The organism is Micromonospora sp. NPDC048842 (assembly GCF_040649935.1).
In the GTDB taxonomy this organism is placed as follows: domain Bacteria; phylum Actinomycetota; class Actinomycetes; order Mycobacteriales; family Micromonosporaceae; genus Micromonospora; species Micromonospora hortensis.
In genome coordinates this window covers 165,712-182,667 of the sequence record NZ_JBEZGK010000006.1, presented here as the reverse complement: position 1 = coordinate 182,667, position 16,956 = coordinate 165,712, and the positions used below count along the sequence as shown (strand labels likewise).

Here is a 16,956-nt window from a genome sequence, read left to right as displayed (position 1 = left end):
GACCCGGCTTCCCCAGCGACATACGGTCGACCCCTAGATGTAGTAGTGACACGGGCGTAAGTTGCCTACAGGTTGGGTCTGACTACCGACCGCACTCCCGTAACGTCGATCACGGCGGGCGTCATCCGAGGATGGCACCGTCGCGGTGAGTCGTGCCCGGGGGTGTGTTCCGGTGTGCTCGCGGTTGATCATTATTTGGAGGTGGGCGATGCGGTGTCCGTACTGCCGGCACGCTGACTCCCGGGTGGTCGACTCGCGGGAGGCCGACGACGGCCAGCTCATCCGACGGCGGCGGTCCTGCCCGGAGTGCGGCAAGCGGTTCACCACCGTCGAGGAGGCGGTCCTCGCGGTCGTCAAGCGCAGCGGGGTGACCGAGCCGTTCAGTCGCACGAAGATCATCGGTGGGGTGCGTAAGGCGTGTCAGGGCCGGCCGGTGGACGACGACTCACTCGCGCTGCTCGCGCAGCGGGTGGAGGAGACGGTCCGGGCCAAGGGGGCCGCCGAGATACCCAGCCACGACGTGGGCCTGGCGATCCTGGGTCCGTTACGCGACCTGGACGAGATCGCCTACCTGCGGTTCGCCAGCGTCTACCGCTCGTTCGACTCCCTCGCCGACTTCGAGCACGAGATCGAGACGTTGCGGGCCGCGGCGCGAGCCCGGGAGCAGGGCCGGGCCGATGCGGTCGAGGCCGCCGGCCGTACCAGCTGAGACTTCACGGTTTTTCAAGAGAATGGGACGCGCGGTGGGTGACCGCGCAGACGAGGGGGGCAACGGCGTGACTACTAGCCGTTCACGAAGCAAGGCAGGCGCGGGGCTGAAGATCGAGCGGGTGTGGACGACCGAGGGGGTCCACCCGTACGACGAGGTCTCCTGGGAGCGCCGTGACGTCGTGATGACGAACTGGCGGGACGGCTCGATCAACTTCGAGCAGCGTGGGGTGGAGTTCCCGGAGTCGTGGAGCGTCAACGCGGCCAACATCGTGACCACCAAGTACTTCCGGGGAGCGGTGGGGACCCCGGAGCGCGAGTGGTCGCTCAAGCAGTTGATCGACCGGGTGGTCACCACCTACCGCACCGCGGGTGAGGAGTACGGCTACTTCGCCAGCCCGACCGACGCCGAGGTCTTCGCGCACGAGCTGACCTGGATGCTGCTGCACCAGGTGTTCAGCTTCAACTCGCCGGTCTGGTTCAACGTCGGCACGCCGTCGCCGCAGCAGGTCAGCGCCTGCTTCATCCTTGCCGTCGACGACTCGATGGACTCGATCCTCGACTGGTACAAGGAGGAAGGGCTGATCTTCAAGGGCGGCTCCGGCTCCGGGGTCAACCTGTCGCGGATCCGCTCGTCCCGTGAGCTGCTCTCCTCCGGCGGTAACGCCTCCGGCCCGGTCAGCTTCATGCGCGGCGCGGACGCCTCCGCCGGCACCATCAAGTCCGGCGGCGCGACCCGCCGGGCGGCCAAGATGGTCATCATCGACGTCGACCACCCGGACATCCAGGAGTTCGTTGTCACGAAGGCGCGCGAGGAGGACAAGATCCGCGCGCTGCGTGACGCCGGGTTCGACATGGACCTCGGTGGCTCCGACATCGTCAGCGTGCAGTACCAGAACGCCAACAACTCGGTCCGGGTCTCCGACGAGTTCATGTCGGCGGTCGAGAACGGCAAGGGCTTCGACCTGCGCGGCCGGCTGGACGGCTCGGTGATCGAGACCGTCGACGCCAAGAACCTGTTCCGCTCCATCTCCCAGGCAGCCTGGGAGTGCGCCGACCCCGGTCTGCAGTACGACGACACGATCAACGACTGGCACACCTGCCCGGAGACCGGGCGGATCACCGCGTCGAACCCGTGCTCGGAGTACCTGCACCTGGACAACTCCTCGTGCAACCTGGCCTCGCTCAACCTGATGAAGTTCCTCCGCGCCGACGGTGGCTTCGAGGTGGAGAAGTTCGTCAAGTCCGTCGAGTTCGTCATCACCGCGATGGACATCTCGATCTGCTTCGCGGACTTCCCGACCGAGAAGATCGGTGAGACGTCCCGCGCCTACCGGCAGCTCGGCATCGGCTACGCCAACCTGGGCGCCCTGCTGATGGCCACCGGCCTGCCGTACGACTCGGACCAGGGCCGCTCGGTCGCCGCGTCGATCACGTCCCTGATGACCGGCACCGCCTACCGCCGCTCGGCCGAGCTGGCCGGCGTCGTCGGCCCGTACGACGGCTACGCCCGTAACGCCGAGCCGCACAAGCGGGTCATGCGTAAGCACGCCGCGGCCAACGACGAGATCAAGCCGACCAGCCCGGTGGCCACCGCTATCGTCCGCGAGGCGACCAAGCAGTGGACCCAGGGCAACAAGATCGGTGACAAGTTCGGTTGGCGCAACGCGCAGGCGAGCGTCCTCGCGCCGACCGGCACGATCGGTTTCATGATGGACTGCGACACGACCGGTGTGGAGCCGGACCTGGCGCTGGTCAAGTTCAAGAAGCTGGTCGGCGGCGGATCGATGCAGATCGTCAACCAGACGGTGCCGCGTGCCCTGCGGAGTCTCGGCTACCCCGAGGAGCAGGTCGAGGCGATCGTCGAGCACATCGCCGACCACGGCCACGTGGTGGACGCCCCCGGCCTCAAGCCGGAGCACTACCCGGTCTTCGACTGCGCCATGGGAGAGCGGACGATCGCCCCGATGGGTCACGTGCGGATGATGGCGGCCATCCAGCCGTTCGTCTCCGGCGCCATCTCCAAGACGGTCAACATGCCGGAGGCGGCCACCGTCGAGGACGTCGAGAAGATCTACTTCGAGGGCTGGAAGCTCGGCCTCAAGGCGTTGGCGATCTACCGGGACAACTGCAAGGTCGGCCAGCCGCTCTCGGTGGCCAAGTCCAACAAGGCCACCGAGCCGGCCGCCGTCGAGACCGCAGCGGCCGCGCCGGCCGCGGTCGAGAAGGTCATCGAGTACCGGCCGGTGCGTAAGCGCCTGCCGAAGAAGCGCCCGTCCGAGACGGTCAGCTTCTCCGTCGGTGGCGCCGAGGGCTACCTGACCGCGTCGTCCTACCCGGACGACGGCCTCGGTGAGGTCTTCCTGAAGATGTCCAAGCAGGGCTCGACCCTGGCCGGCGTGATGGACGCCTTCTCGGTGGCCATCAGCATCGGCCTCCAGTACGGCGTGCCGCTGGAGACGTTCGTCAGCAAGTTCACCAACATGCGCTTCGAGCCGGCCGGCATGACCGACGACCCGGACGTGCGGATGGCGGCCTCGGTGATGGACTACATCTTCCGTCGCCTGGCGCTGGACTTCCTGCCCTACGAGCGCCGCGCCGAGCTGGGCATCTTCACCGCCACGGAGCGAGCCGCGCAGCTGCGGGCCGAGGCCGACGCGGAGGCTGCCGGCGTCACCGGCGCCGAGCTCACCGCGATGGCGTCGTCCGCGCCGGTGGAGACCCCGGCCAAGCCGGAGGCCGTCGCCCAGCCGGCCCAGGAGATGGCCGACGTGGCCGCCGCCAAGCCGGCTCCGAGCGTGGGTTCCAGCACCGAACTGCTGGAGGCCGTGATCGGCAAGGCCGCCGACGCGCCGCTCTGCTTCACCTGCGGTACGAAGATGCGCCCCGCCGGTAGCTGCTACGTCTGTGAGGGCTGCGGCTCCACCAGCGGCTGCAGCTGACGTACGCGAAAACGCGGCGCTGCCCCGGTCTCCCTTCGTCGGAGGCCGGGGCAGCGCCGTTTCCGGGTCCCCTGGAGGCTCGCGCGGGAGGGCATGTTGTCGTTGGCCGTGATGCCTGTGGGTCATCTTGATGACTCACAGGCATCACGCTCGTCAGCATGATGCGCGGTGGGCTGCCAGCTGGGCCCACTCGTCTACCTCGTCCTCAGGATCAAGTGACCCTGGTGACCGGGCTACTGGCTTGCTCGCTCGGCTGCGCGCACGGCGTTGCGGAACAGCATCGCGACGGTGGTCGGACCGACCCCGCCCACCCGGGGCGTGATCGCGCCGGCGACCTCGGCGCACGCTTCGTCCACGTCCGGCAGGAGACGCCGCCCGTCGTAGCGGACGCCGGCGCCGATGACGACCCCGCCGGGCTTGACGTGCTCAGGCCGCACGATCCCGGGTACGCCGGCGGCGGCCACGAGGATGTCGGCGCGGCGGGTGTAGCGGGCCCAGTCGGGCACACCTGTGTGGACGACGGTGACGGCCGCGTTGGCGGTCGGGCGCTTCTGGGCGAGCAGCATCGCCAGGGGGCGGCCAAGGGTGGCGCCGCGGCCGAGGATGACGACCTCACGGCCGGCGACGGGGATCTCGTAGTACGCCAGGAGGGCTTCGATGCCGGCGGGGGTGCACGGCAGCGGGCCGGGCAGGCCGACGGCGAGACGCCCCATGTTCAGTGGGTGCATGCCGTCGACGTCCTTGTCCGGGTCGATGGTCTGCAACGCCGCGTCGTAGTCCAGGTGCCCCGGAACCGGGTACTGCACGAGCAGCCCGTGTACGGCGGGATCACTGTTGAATCGGGCAATGGCCTGGTGTAGCTCGGCCTGGGTTGCGGTGGCCGGCAGATGCACGTGTGGGGAGGCGAACCCGAGCGCGGCGGCCTGACGCTGCTTGATCGCGATGTAACCGGCGCTGGCGTCGTCATCACCGACGAGGATGGTGGCGAGGCTCGGTGTGATCCCGCGGCTGCGCAGGCCGGCGGCAGCGGTCGCGGTCTCGGCCAGGACGGCTTCGGCGACGGGTGCACCCGGCAGCAGGCGGGCCGTGCCCAACGGGGTGTGCTGTTGTGTGGATTCGCTGGTCGTGGTCATGATGGTTCCTCGACGCAGGCGCCCAGGCGGTCGACGCCCGCGAGAGGCTCCCCGATGGTTCCACCATCCCCGTGCCGCCAGTCGCCGGTGGTTCGATGATGCCGCATCACCAGGGCGGTTGCCCAACTGGACCAGCAGCACCGCCGTCAGCGCCGGGCAGACCCGCACCGGGGCATGCTGCCATTCGTCGGTTCGGTAACACTCGTGCTCCGCCTTACGAAGAAGGGGTGTGAGGGCTACGAGGGAGGACGGCCTGTGAATGAGCCGAGCCGAGCCGATGATGACATTTCCGGCATCGGAACCGATCCGGTGGCCTTCGAGGTCTTCTACCGGCGGCACCTGGAGGCCGTGGGCCGGTTCGTGGCGCGGCGGGTCGACGACCCACACCTCGCCGCCGACCTCACCGCCGACGTGTTCCTGGCGGTGATCGAGTCGGCGGCCGGGTACCGCCCGGACCGGGGTAGCCAGATCGGCTGGCTGTACGGGGTGGCCCGCAACGTCATCGGTGACGAGCGGCGTCGGGCGGCCCAACGGCTGCGGGTGACCGGCCGACTGGCCGGACGACGGGACCTCGGCCCCGATGACATCGCCCGCATCGAGGAGCGGATCGACGCCGAGTCGGCGGCCCGCCGGACCCATCGGGCGCTGAGCGAGCTACCCGAGGGCACCCGGACGCTCGTCGAACTCGTCGCCGTGGACGGCCTCACCGTCGCGGAGGCGGCGACAGTGCTCGGGATGTCACCGGTCGCCGCTCGGGTCCGCCTGCATCGTGCCCGTCGCGTCGTCCGCGCCGTGCTCGCCCGCCCGGTCACCACCCTCGCCTGAGGAGACGGAGATGACGATGAACGAGATCGAACGGTCGCCGCAGGGTTTCGAGGAGCAGCTCCTCGAAGATCTGACCGCACACGTCACTCAACGGGCCGAGATGGCGTCGGCGGCCCGTCCTGCCGGACGTCGTACCCGGTTCCTGCGCGGTTGGCGCCTCGCCGGGGCGTTCGGGCTGGCAGTCGCACTGACCGCTGGTGCGCTGGGAGTCCAGACGATGAGGCTCGGCGACCAGCCGCCGCCGACGGCCAGCGCCTCGGAGATCTTCCATCTGGCGGCCGACGCGGCCCGGCAGCAGCCGGAACTCACCGCCCGGCCCGATCAGTACGTCTTCACGGAAACCCTGGCGACGGTCCGGGAGTTGCCGGACAGCGGCCCGTACCAGACCATCCGGAACCAACTGTGGAAGTCGGCCGGTGGAGTCGCGTACACGCAGGGACGCTACCGACCGGAGAGCGACCCGAACGGGTGGGGCGAGCTGAGGGTGCTCCGGATGGGCGATGCCGCCGATCCGACGAAGGAGTTGGACGCGTTCCAGCCGCCCGCGTACCACGGCGGCCTGCCCACCGATCCGGACGAGCTGCTTCGATACCTTCGGGAACACCCGGTCGACCTGCACCTTCCGGAAGGCGCCGACGAGGAGGCCGTGTACGGGGACGAGAGCATGGCGTACACCACCGCGTGGTCGATGCTCGACGGCTACGTGCCGCCCCGAGCGCTGGCGGCGCTGTTCGAAGTGCTGGCACGGCAGCCCGGAGCGGTCGTCATTTCGGGCGACGTGGTGGACGTCGCCGGCCGGCACGGGGTGGCGATCCGGATGCCCGGTGTCTTCGGAGGCAACGTGGACCTCATCTTCGATCGGGACTCTCACGTCTACCTTGGCACCCGTAGTTCGGTGATCCGTAACGGCAAGGAGTCACTGGAGTCGGCTGCCGCGCTCCTGCGGGTCGCAATCGTCGACCGGCCGGGCCAGCTGCCGTGAGCGGGCCGGCCACGTCGGACCGGTCAGGGCTGGGCGAACAGGGGCCCGTAGTTCGAGCGGAACATCTGCTCGCCGAGGCGGCGCATCACCAGGTCGCGCAATGCGGGCGGGAGCCCGGTGGCCTTGTCGCGACGGTGGGTCTGACTGAGCACCCAGTTCGTACGTGGGCGGCGCCGCGCCTCGAAACTCCGCAGCGCGTCGGCGACGGAATCGGCGGCGGCCAACGACGACGCGAGCACGACCGCGTCCTCCAGGGCCATCGCCGCGCCCTGGGCCATGTTCGGAGAGGTGGCGTGGGCGGCGTCGCCGACCAGCAGCACCGGCCCCCGGGACCAGGAGTCGAGCACGACCTCCTGGTTCGGCCCCGCGTGCAGGGTGCTGTCGTCGTAGTCGAGGGCCTTGAGCATGGTGGCCACCGGCTCGGTGAACGTCGCCCCCAGCTCGTCGCGCCAGCCCGGCCGGTCGGCAACCGGGCCGTCGTTGTAGTAGCAGTACGTCTGGTCGGCGCTGATCGGGATCGTCAGGAATTGCCTTCCGCGCCCCAACTGCACCGACCAGACCGGCTCGTCGTCGATGCGGGGAGCGACCCACCGGTACGCGTACTGGCCGAGGTCCCGGGCGGCCTGGCCGTCGAAGGCGAGCCGGCGGACCGTCGAGTTCACCCCGTCCGCGCCGAGCACCAGGTCGTACCGTTCGGTGGCACCGTCGCCGAACTCGACGGCGACCCGGTCGCCCTCCGTAAGGAGCGCGACCGGTTGGCATCCCCAGCGGATCGGGGCGTCGCCGACGCCGTCGAGCAGCGCCCGGTGCAGCTGCGCCCGGGGCAACGACACGCACGGCCCGACGCCCTCCCACAGCGCGGCCACGTCGATGTCGAAGAGGCGACGCCCACGCTGGTTGGCGCTGCGTTGCCGGGTGATCTCCACGGAGACGTCGGCTACCGGCTCCCGCAGACCGAGTACGTCGAGCATCCGCGTCGCGTTCCCGGTGAGGTAGATGCCGGTGCCGGAGTCGGTCGGCCCGGATGCCCGCTCGACCACGTCGACAGTGGCGCCCCACTCGCGTAGCGCGGCCACAGTCGCCAGCCCGGCGACACCTCCGCCGACGATCAGTACCCGGACACCGTCACCCCGCACGACACGTTCCTCCCCGTTGCCCCTGCGCGACCCCGCTGAGCTGCTGCTCAACGGTCCAGCCGCCGCAGCACTGTACGAGGCGAGTGAGTCAGCGCACGGGAATGGGGGCTGAATGTCCGAGGAATGGGCTGCGACGATGAGGGCATGACGATCGCTGAGGCGTACGCCGAGTTCGGCAGCCGCGAGGCGCGTGGAGTGTCGCCCACGTACGAGCGCCTGTCGCAGGCCGTCGCCCGCGACGACGACCTCCTCGCCCTGCTCGACGGGCTCCCGCCGACCAAGCGGCAGCCGAATCTGCTGTTCGGCGTCGTCCGCTGGCTCGGTGGCCCGGTCGACGACCCGGTCACCTTCCACGACTTCGTGGTGACGCACTGGCCGGCCGTCGAGGCGGAGCTGCTCATCCGGGCCACCCAGACGAACGAGGCGGGCCGGTGCGCTGTCCTGTTGCCGGTGCTCGCCGCGTTGCCGCAGCCCCTCGCCCTGCTGGAGGTCGGCGCGTCGGCGGGGCTCTGCCTCTACCCCGACCGGTACGCCTACCGATACGGCGATCATCGGATCGGCTCCGGTGCGCCGATCCTGGAGTGCGCGGCCAACGGCTTGGTGCCGCCGACAGGCGTACCCCAGGTGGTGTGGCGGGCCGGCCTGGACCTCAACCCGCTCGACGTGACCGACCGCGGCGACGTGTCCTGGTTGGACGCGCTGATCTGGCCGGAACACGCCCACCGGCGGGCCCGGCTGCGCGCCGCGGCGGCCGTCGCCGTCGCCGACCCGCCGCTGCTGGTCCGCGGCGACCTGGTGGACGACCTGCCGGCGCTGGCCGCGCGGGCGCCGACCGACGCGACGCTTGTGGTCTTCCACACGTCAGTGCTCTATCAGGTGCCGCCTCCGCGCCGGGACGCGTTCGTCCGGTTGGTCCGCGAGCTGCCGGGGCACTGGGTGGCGAACGAGGGGCCGGAGGTGCTCCGGTACGACGGGCTGCCCGACCCGCCGAGCGACGCGCTGCACAACGTCCTCGCGCTCGACGGAAAGCCGCTGGCCTGGGCCAGAGGCCACGGCCAGTCGCTGACCTGGTTCGGCTGACGCCGCCAAACCGACCCGGCCGCCAGCCGCCCAGACCCGGTCCGCTCAACGAGCCGGCTCGGGCATCCGGTGGTGCAGGGCCCGGATGAACCAGTCCACGGCAGGCGCCGTCGCGTCGCCCGTGGACCAGCCGTTGAGCACCGCCAACAGGTCGAGGTAGCGGTCCCGGCGAGGGTCGTTGGCCGGCACCAACCGGTCGAGCAACCGCTCACGCAGGTCGGCGTCGTCCGGGTGACCGTGCAGGTTCGCGTACCGGCCGGTGACGGCCGCGACCACCGGATCGGCGTCCGGGCTGGTCGGGTCGAGACCGGCCGCGAGGGCGGGAACCACCGCGTCCCGGACCACCGCGACGGCGTCCGGGCGGGGCAGCCCCGGAACGGGATGGTCGGCGGCGTGCTGCCGGACCAGCCGCCGCATCCGGGCCCGGAAATCCGGATCCCGGCACAGCTCGGCCAGCTCCAGCCACGCCTCGATCTGCTCGATGCTGGGGTCGTCGGGAAGCTCCGGTGTCATCGAGACGATCACACCCGGGTACGCGGGCTGGTCACCGAGGCCGGCGAAGACGCCGTCCAGGAAGTCCGCCACCAACTGCCCTCGTTCGCGGGCGGTGAGCTGGGCCAGTCGGTGCAGCTCGTCCACCTCGGCCGGGCCCGACCCGCGCCTCGCCGCGACGGTGAGCACCGCCTGACGCAGCCGCAACACCCGGATCTGCACGGCCAACGCCTCGGCGTGCGCGGCGGCCACCTCGTGCAGGGGTACCTCCTGGTCCACCACCCGCCGGATGGTGGCCAGGTCCAGGCCCAGGTCACGCAGCGTCCGGACCAGCTCCAACCGGGCCACGGCCACCGGGCCGTACCGCCGGTAGCCGGCCGGGCTCCGGTCCGTCGGCGGCACGACCCCGCTGTCGGCGTAGTAGCGGATGGTCTTGACGCTCAGGCCGGTCCGTCGGGCCAGGTCGCCGATCGTGTGAAACGTCTGCCCGCTCATGCCCCCACCCTCGCGTCTCCCCCCGGTGGAGACTCAAGCCGCTGCGCTCGTCGGTCAGCGGACCCGCTGGTGGCGGAGCAGAACCACCCCGTTGCCGAAGACACGGCTCTCCACGAGTCGAAGGCCGCTCGGGCCGTCCGCCTCGGGGAAGAGTCGGCGGCCCCGACCGACAAGCACCGGGTGGACGTAGATCCGGTACTCGTCGATCAGGTCGTGCCGGGCGAACGTCGCGGCCAGGTCGGCCCCACCGAGCGCCAGGTCGCCGCCCGGCTCGGCGGTGAGCCTGCGGACCTGCTCGACGTCGACCTCGCGCACCACGGTGGCGTTCCAGTCGGCATGGTCGAGCGTGCGCGAGTAGACGATCTTCGGCATGTCCCGCCAGATGCGGGCGAACTCGCGCTCCGGGCCGCTGGCGGTCGGGTCCTGGTCGGCGGTCGGCCAGTAGGCGGCCATCAACTCGTGGCTGACCCGGCCGCTGAGGAACCCGCCCATCGGGGCGATCACGTCGTTGAAGTGCTGGTGCAACTCCTCGTCGACCTGGTGCCAGCCGATGTCGCCGCCCGGGCCCTCGAAGAACCCGTCCAACGACACGCTCATCTGCACAACGATCTTCCGCATCGTTCCCCTCCGTATGCGTTGACGGGTGTCGAACCTGATCGTCGTCGGACCGTACGACGAAACGACCGCTCGCCGCGACGACGCCGGGGGCATGTCGCGCACCAGGCAGCGGGAGGCCGACAACGAACCGTCCCTAGACTGCTGCGGTGACCGGAGAGCGACGACCCCTGGCCGACCGGCCGCTCACCGAGCCGCACCCGTCCCGGCTGCCGCCCGAACACCCTGACCGGGCCCGGATCCTTGCCGCGCACGCCGCCGCGTTGGCCGCCGGTGAGGCCGGTTACCTCGACCCGGCGAGCGGGCTGTTCGTGCTCAGTGCCGGTTTCCTGGCCCGCCGTGGCACGTGCTGCGGGCGCGGCTGCCGTCACTGTCCGTACGTGAATGATCCACCCTCGGAATCGGTGTAAACGAGGACTTCCGCCCGACACCGACACCCCGTACGGTGTCCGACGGACATCTGGCGGGCGCCTTCCGCCGTCGGTCGGCGAGAGGGTTGAGTGTGCGCGATCGGATCGTGGTCGCCGGGCTGGCCGGGCTGCTGGTGAGTGGCTGTGCCGACGAGGCGGAACCGGTGGCGGTGCCGCCGCCGGTGCCGATCGCTGTGGACGTGGCGGCGGCCTCCTCGGGCGGCGCCTGCCGTCTGCTGGACTTCACGGTGATCGAGCAGGTGGTGAAGGTCCGCTTCGACGTGGCGGCGGCCAGCGAACAGGGCGACACCCACACCTGTGTGGTCCGGGCCGCGGGTGCCACCCTGCCGGAGTTGACGCTCAGCGTGACCGAGACCACTGTCGACAAGGTCAGCTTCGGCGCGGACGTGGTGCCGGACAAGGCGGCGAAGGTCACCGGCCTGGGTCAGCAGGCGTACAAGCGGACCACCGCCGCGGCGAGCGGGCATGGGCCGGTCGCCGAGGTGGGCTGGCTCGCCGGCGATGGACGGCTGGCCACGGTGAGCTGGACCACGGCCCGCGGCAGTGAGCGCTCGGCGGTGGAGAAACTGACCGGTGACCTGACCGCGTTGGCGAAAAAGGTGGACACCCGGGCGTTGTGACGCCCGGGTGCCCGATTGCTCAGCCCGTTTGCTCAGTTGGCGGCGACGAAGACCCGGGAGGCGACCTCGCGGGGCAGTCGCACCCGGTCACCGGAGCGGTCGATCGACACCCCGTCGCGCTCCTGGGCCACTGTCACAGTGGCGCCCGGGTCGACACCGGCGGCGTGGAGTTGGCGCAGCACGTCGGCGTCCTTCTGCACGCTCTCGCAGATCCGGCGCACCACTACCGACCCGGAGAGGCCGGGGAAGGCCAGGTTGCGCTCGCCCTCGGCGGCATCTGTGGCCTCGGCCGCCGGCGAGCCCAGCTCCTGAAGCCCGGGGATCGGGTTGCCGTACGGGGAACGGGTCGGCCGGTTGAGCAGGTCGTAGACCCGCTTCTCCACCGCGTCGCTCATCACGTGCTCCCAACGGCAGGCCTCCTCGTGGGCCTCCTCGTAGGGCATCCCGATGACGTTGACCAGAAGCAGTTCGGCGAGGCGGTGCTTGCGCATCACGGACACGGCGCTGCCGCGACCCAGTGCGGTGAGCGTCAGGTGCCGGTCGCCCTCGACTGTGAGCAGGCCGTCGCGCTCCATCCGGGCGACGGTCTGGCTCACCGTGGGGCCACTCTGCTGCAGCCTCTCGGCGATCCGGGCACGCAGCGGTGGCACCCCCTCTTCTTCCAACTCGAGGATGGTGCGCAGGTACATTTCGGTCGTGTCGACCAGGTCGTGAGACTTCATAAGGTCAGCGGCCCTCCGGTGCACGATGTTACCTCGGTGAACGACTGGCGACCGCCGCCGAACCGCGTGCCGTCTACACGAATGGTGTTGGATGGTCGCCATGTCCGGTACCCAGGAGCCGTTGGTCGAGGTCGATCGGCTCGTCAACGAGCTCGACCAGGTCGATCCGCCCACCCTGCTCGACGTCCGCTGGCGGCTCATCGGCCCGCCCGGGCGCGACGACTATCTCGCCGGCCACCTGCCCGGGGCGGTCTTCGTCGACCTGGACACCGCGCTCTGTGGGGCGCCGGGCGCCGGCGGCCGGCACCCGTTGCCCGACCCGGCCGCGTTGCAGGCCGCGCTGCGGGCCGCCGGCGTCCGCGCCGGTCACCCGGTCGTGGTGTACGACGGCGGCGACGGCCTGGCCGCCTCGCGGGCCTGGTGGACGCTGCGTTGGGCGGGTCACCGGCCGGTACGCCTGCTGCACGGCGGCTACCCGGCCTGGGTCGCCGCCGGCCGGCCCGTCTCCACCGACGCGCCCGCCCCACCCCCCGGTGACGTCGTGGTGCGCCCCGGTGATCTCCCGGTGCTCGACGCCGGGCAGGCCGCCGCGCTGGCCGCCGCGGACGACGCCGTGCTGCTCGACGTACGGGCGGCGCCCCGCTACCGGGGCGAGGTCGAGCCGATCGACCCGGTCGCCGGGCACGTGCCGGGAGCGGCGAACCTGCCCGCCGGGGAGTACGTCGGGCCGGACGGCCGTTTCCTGGCCGCCGACGTGTTGAGTGAGCGGTTCGCCGCCGCCGGGGTAACCGAGGCACGAGCCGTCGGGGCGTACTGCGGCTCGGGGGTGACCGCCGCCCAGGCGGTGCTCGCGCTGCACCTGGCCGGCCGCACGGCCGCCGCGCTCTACGTCGGATCGTGGAGCAACTGGGTGGCCGACCCGGCCCGGCCGGTCGCCTCCGGGTCGACACCCGGCCGCTGACCAGCGCGTGCGGTGGGCCGGCGCCGGTCCTCGTGCGACGATGGGCTCATGTCCGACGACACTGTGGTGGTGTGGGACGAGTCGCTGCTCGCCTACGACATGGGTGACCATCCACTCGACCCGGTCCGGGTGGAGCTGACCATCGCGCTCGCCCGCGAGCTGGGCATCCTGAATCGGCCCGGGGTGCGGATGGTCAAGCCGGAGCCCGCCGACGATGCCCTGCTCACCCGGGTGCACGAGCCGGCCTACCTCGCCGCGGTGCGTAACGCGCCGCGCGACCCGCTCTTCGCCGGGTACGGGCTGGGCACCTCCGACAACCCGGTCTTCGAGGGTATGCACGAGTCCAGCGCGCTCATCGCCGGCGCGACGGTGGCCGCCGCCGAGGCGGTCTGGCGCGGCGACGCCCGCCGGGCGGTGAACGTGGCCGGTGGGCTGCACCACGCGATGTCCGCCCGAGCCTCCGGCTTCTGCGTCTACAACGACCCCGCGGTGGCCATCGCCCGCCTGCTCGACCTGGGCGCCGAGCGGGTCGCATATGTGGACGTCGACGTGCACCACGGCGACGGGGTGCAGGACATCTTCTGGAACGACCCGCGGGTGCTGACGGTCAGCCTGCACGAGACCCCGCTGGCGCTCTTCCCCGGCACGGGTTTTCCGGACGAGACGGGTGGGCCGGGTGCGCAGGGCACCGCTGTCAACATGCCGTTGCCGCCGGGTGTCGACGACAGCGGTTGGCAGCGCGCGTTCCACGCGATCGTGCCGTCGGTGCTGCGTGCGTTCCGGCCGCAGGTGCTGGTCAGCCAGTGCGGCGCCGACGGGCACCGGCTGGATCCGCTCGCCGACCTGAACCTGACTGTGGACGGCCAGCGGGCCACCTACCTGGCGTTGCGGGCGCTCGCCGACGAGTTGTGCGACGGCCGGTGGGTGGCCACCGGCGGCGGCGGGTACGCGCTCGTCGAGGTGGTGCCCCGGGCCTGGAGTCACCTGCTGGCAGTGGCCACTGGTGACCCGATCGACCCGGCCACGCTCACCCCACCCGCGTGGCGGGACCTGGTCGCCTCCCGCCGTCTGGGCCGGGAGATACCGCTGCGGATGACCGACGACGCCGACCCGTCGTACGAGCCGTGGCAGCCGACCGGCGAGCCGAACGCTGTGGACCGGGCGATCGCGGCCACCCGCAAGACGGTCTTCCCGCTGCTCGGGCTCGACCCGCACGATCCACGGGACTGAGCCGGGCCGGGGGAGGGCGTTCCGGTGACGACAGTGGACCAACCGGTCGACGTGCTGCTCAGCGATGGCAGCACTGTCCAGTTGCGACCGATCGACCCGGCCGACGCGCCGGGCATCGTGGCGATGCACAGCCGGTTCTCCGAGCGCACCCGTTACCTGCGGTACTTCTCTCCGTACCCGCGCATCCCGGAACGGGATCTGATCCGGTTCGTCACTGTGGACCACCACGACCGGGAGGCGTTCGTGGTGCTGGCCGCCGACCAGATCGTCGCTGTCGGCCGGTACGAGCGGCTCGGCCCGCAGGCCCCCGAGGCGGAGGTGGCCTTTGTGGTGGAGGACGCCTACCAGGGGCGGGGGATCGGCTCGGTGCTGATGGAACACCTGGCCGACGCGGCCCGCCGCAACGACATCATGAGCTTCGTCGCGGAGGTGCTGCCTGCCAACGGGACGATGCTGCGGGTCTTCGCCGACTTCGGTTACCAGGTACAGCGCGAGTACGCCGACGGTGTGGTCCACCTGAGCTTCCCCATCGCGCCCACCGAGGCCAGCCTGGAGGTGCAGCGCGGCCGGGAGCACCGCACCGAGGCCCGCTCGATCGCGCGGCTGCTCGCCCCACGCGGCATCGTCGTCTACGGTGCCAGCGCCACCGGCCAGGGCGTCGGCGCGGCGGTGCTCGGGCACCTGCGCGACGGCGGGTTCACCGGTGCTGTGGTGCCTGTGCATCCGAGCGCGTCGACAGTTGCGGGCCTGCCCGCGTACCCGTCGGCGGTAGATGCCGGAGCGCCGGTGGACCTGGCGGTGGTCGCGGTCCCACCGGAGGCGGCGACCGCCGTGGTCGCCGACGCCGCCGCCGCTGGGGTGCACGGCCTGGTGGTCATCTCGGCCGGCTTCGCCGAGGCCGGCGGCGAGGGCGCGGCCACCCAGCGGGCGCTGGTCCGCGCGGCGCACGCGGCCGGGATGCGGGTCGTCGGCCCGAACTGCCTGGGCGTGGCCAACACCGACCCGACGGTACGCCTCAACGCCACCCTCGCCCCGGCGTTACCGCCGGCCGGTCGGGTCGGCATCTTCAGTCAGTCCGGTGCGTTCGGGGTGGCGCTGCTCGCCGAGGCGGACCGGCGGGGCCTCGGGCTGTCGAGCTTCGTCTCGGCCGGCAACCGGGCCGACGTCTCCGGCAACGACCTCCTGCAGTACTGGCAGGACGACCCCGGCACCGACGTGATCATGCTCTACCTGGAGACCTTCGGAAACCCGCGCAAGTTCGCCCGGTTGGCTCGGCGGATCGGCCGCGCCAAACCCGTCGTCGCGCTCGCCTCGCCGGCCCGCCCGCCCGGGGTCGGTGACGCCGTCGGGCCGGACGAGGTGGCGGTGGCGGCGCTCTTCGCCCAGTCCGGGGTGATTCGGGTGGACACCGTGCCGGAGCTGCTCGACGTGGGTGTGCTGCTGGCCAACCAGCCGCTGCCGGCCGGCGGCCGGGTCGGTGTGGTGGGCAACTCCTCGGCCCTCACCGGGCTCGCCGCGACGGCCTGCGTCGGGCACGGCCTGAGCGTGGTCGACGGTTATCCGCGCGACGTCGGGCCGAGTGCCGGCGCCGCCGAGTTCGCCGCCGCGCTCGCCGAGACGGCCGCTGACGAACGGGTGGACGCCCTGGTGGTGGTCTTCGCCCCGCCGCTACCCGGCCAGCTGACCGAGGTGGACGCCGACGTGACCGCCGCGCTGCCGGCCGCCCTCGCGCTGGGTAAGCCGACAGTGGCGACGTTCCTGGTCGGGCGGCTGCCGCCGGGCGTGCCGGCGTACGGCGGCGTGGAGGAGGCGGTCCGCGCGCTCGCCCGCGCGCACCGGTACGCCGAGTGGCTTCGCCGCCCGCCCGGGGTGGCACCGGAGCTGCCCGACCTCGATCGGGCCGCCGCGCAGGCCGCGCTCCGGGCCGACGCCACCGACCCGGGTGCGCTGCTGGCCGCGTACGGCATCGACGTGGTGCCCTCGGTGTCCGTCGACTCGGTCGACGCCGCTGTCGACGCTGCGGCGCGGCTGGGCTTCCCGGTGGCGCTCAAGGCGGCTGCCCCCGGGCTGCGGCACCGGCTCGACCTCGGCGCGGTCCGGCTGGACCTGCCCGACGAGCCGACCCTCCGCCGGGCGTACACCGACCTGGCGGCGACCTTCGGCGCGGACGCGCTGGTCCAGCCGATGGTCCCGCCCGGCGTGGCCTGCGTCGTGGAGGTGGTGGAAGACCCCGCGTTCGGGCCGGTGGTCGGCTTCGGCCTGGGCGGGGTCGCCACCGAACTGCTCGGCGATCGGGCCTGGCGGGCGGTGCCGCTGACCGACCGGGACGCGGCCGAGCTGGTCGACGAGCCTCGGGCGGCGCCGCTGCTGCACGGGCACCGCGGGGCGGCGCCGGTCGACCGGGCGGCCCTGGCCGACCTGCTGCTGCGGGTGGGTCAGCTCGCCGACGAACAGCCCCGGGTACGCTCGCTGACCCTCAACCCGGTGCTCGCCCGCCCGGATGGCATCTCGATCCTGCACGTGCAGGTAGGGGTGGGTGGCGTGGTCGCCCGCCCGGACACCGGCCCCCGCCGTCTGTGAGCGT

General features: G+C 71.8%; 15 protein-coding genes. 10 read left to right on the top strand and 5 right to left on the bottom strand.

From position 1 onward, the window contains the following. Positions 1-208: 208 nt before the first annotated feature. Together nrdR and AB0C19_RS11155 are read left to right on the top strand one after the other, a co-directional pair. Positions 209-709, top strand: coding sequence for a transcriptional regulator NrdR (nrdR, locus tag AB0C19_RS11160; RefSeq protein WP_357182832.1), 501 nt, complete (start codon positions 209-211; stop codon positions 707-709). A gap of 22 nt (positions 710-731) precedes the next feature. Continuing rightward, a complete protein-coding gene (locus AB0C19_RS11155) occupies positions 732-3,650 on the top strand; it encodes a vitamin B12-dependent ribonucleotide reductase (RefSeq protein WP_357182829.1) in 2,919 nt (972 codons plus the stop codon). 233 nt (positions 3,651-3,883) lie between these two features. Here the strand turns inward: AB0C19_RS11155 and AB0C19_RS11150 are convergent, their stop codons facing one another. Beyond that, positions 3,884-4,783 (bottom strand): bifunctional 5,10-methylenetetrahydrofolate dehydrogenase/5,10-methenyltetrahydrofolate cyclohydrolase, encoded by a 900-nt coding sequence (locus AB0C19_RS11150; RefSeq protein ID WP_357182826.1) that lies wholly within the window; start codon positions 4,781-4,783, stop codon positions 3,884-3,886. Between the two features lie 255 nt (positions 4,784-5,038). Here AB0C19_RS11150 and AB0C19_RS11145 point away from each other — a divergent pair, with 255 nt between their 5' ends. Both AB0C19_RS11145 and AB0C19_RS11140 read left to right on the top strand, forming a co-directional pair. After that, the gene (locus tag AB0C19_RS11145) at positions 5,039-5,608 is read left to right on the top strand and encodes a sigma-70 family RNA polymerase sigma factor (RefSeq protein ID WP_357182823.1); all 570 of its coding nucleotides are present in this window, start codon (positions 5,039-5,041) and stop codon (positions 5,606-5,608) included. 10 nt (positions 5,609-5,618) lie between these two features. Further along, positions 5,619-6,590 carry a CU044_5270 family protein gene (locus AB0C19_RS11140; protein ID WP_357182821.1) on the top strand — a complete coding sequence of 324 codons (972 nt, stop codon included), beginning with the start codon at positions 5,619-5,621 and terminating at the stop codon, positions 6,588-6,590. 23 nt (positions 6,591-6,613) lie between these two features. Here the strand turns inward: AB0C19_RS11140 and AB0C19_RS11135 are convergent, their stop codons facing one another. Beyond that, on the bottom strand, positions 6,614-7,726 hold the full coding sequence (locus tag AB0C19_RS11135; RefSeq protein ID WP_357182818.1) for an FAD-dependent monooxygenase: 1,113 nt from the start codon (positions 7,724-7,726) through the stop codon (positions 6,614-6,616). Between the two features lie 144 nt (positions 7,727-7,870). Here AB0C19_RS11135 and AB0C19_RS11130 point away from each other — a divergent pair, with 144 nt between their 5' ends. Next, positions 7,871-8,806, top strand: a complete 936-nt coding sequence (locus AB0C19_RS11130) for a DUF2332 domain-containing protein (RefSeq protein WP_357182815.1) — start codon at positions 7,871-7,873, stop codon at positions 8,804-8,806. A gap of 45 nt (positions 8,807-8,851) precedes the next feature. On the opposite strand, the gene AB0C19_RS11125 is transcribed toward AB0C19_RS11130, so the two are convergent. Next, on the bottom strand, positions 8,852-9,793 hold the full coding sequence (locus tag AB0C19_RS11125) for a MerR family transcriptional regulator (RefSeq protein WP_357182812.1): 942 nt from the start codon (positions 9,791-9,793) through the stop codon (positions 8,852-8,854). A 54-nt stretch (positions 9,794-9,847) separates the two neighbouring features. After that, on the bottom strand, positions 9,848-10,411 hold the full coding sequence (locus AB0C19_RS11120; RefSeq protein WP_357182809.1) for a dihydrofolate reductase family protein: 564 nt from the start codon (positions 10,409-10,411) through the stop codon (positions 9,848-9,850). 146 nt (positions 10,412-10,557) lie between these two features. On the opposite strand from AB0C19_RS11120, the gene AB0C19_RS11115 reads away from it, so the two are divergent. Both AB0C19_RS11115 and AB0C19_RS11110 read left to right on the top strand, forming a co-directional pair. Beyond that, positions 10,558-10,818 carry a DUF5522 domain-containing protein gene (locus AB0C19_RS11115; protein WP_357182806.1) on the top strand — a complete coding sequence of 87 codons (261 nt, stop codon included), beginning with the start codon at positions 10,558-10,560 and terminating at the stop codon, positions 10,816-10,818. 92 nt (positions 10,819-10,910) lie between these two features. Next, entirely contained in the window at positions 10,911-11,459 is a 549-nt protein-coding gene (locus AB0C19_RS11110; protein WP_357182803.1) for a hypothetical protein, read from the top strand. 32 nt (positions 11,460-11,491) lie between these two features. On the opposite strand, the gene AB0C19_RS11105 is transcribed toward AB0C19_RS11110, so the two are convergent. Then, positions 11,492-12,181 carry a metal-dependent transcriptional regulator gene (locus AB0C19_RS11105; RefSeq protein WP_357182801.1) on the bottom strand — a complete coding sequence of 230 codons (690 nt, stop codon included), beginning with the start codon at positions 12,179-12,181 and terminating at the stop codon, positions 11,492-11,494. Positions 12,182-12,281: 100 nt separating this feature from the next. On the opposite strand from AB0C19_RS11105, the gene AB0C19_RS11100 reads away from it, so the two are divergent. The 3 genes from AB0C19_RS11100 to AB0C19_RS11090 are packed head-to-tail and all read left to right on the top strand — an operon-like array spanning position 12,282 to position 16,952. Beyond that, positions 12,282-13,142, top strand: a complete 861-nt coding sequence (locus AB0C19_RS11100) for a sulfurtransferase (protein WP_357182798.1) — start codon at positions 12,282-12,284, stop codon at positions 13,140-13,142. Positions 13,143-13,190: 48 nt separating this feature from the next. After that, positions 13,191-14,372 (top strand): acetoin utilization protein AcuC, encoded by a 1,182-nt coding sequence (locus AB0C19_RS11095; protein WP_357182795.1) that lies wholly within the window; start codon positions 13,191-13,193, stop codon positions 14,370-14,372. Positions 14,373-14,396: 24 nt separating this feature from the next. Continuing rightward, positions 14,397-16,952 (top strand): GNAT family N-acetyltransferase, encoded by a 2,556-nt coding sequence (locus AB0C19_RS11090; protein WP_357182792.1) that lies wholly within the window; start codon positions 14,397-14,399, stop codon positions 16,950-16,952. Positions 16,953-16,956 lie beyond the last annotated feature (4 nt).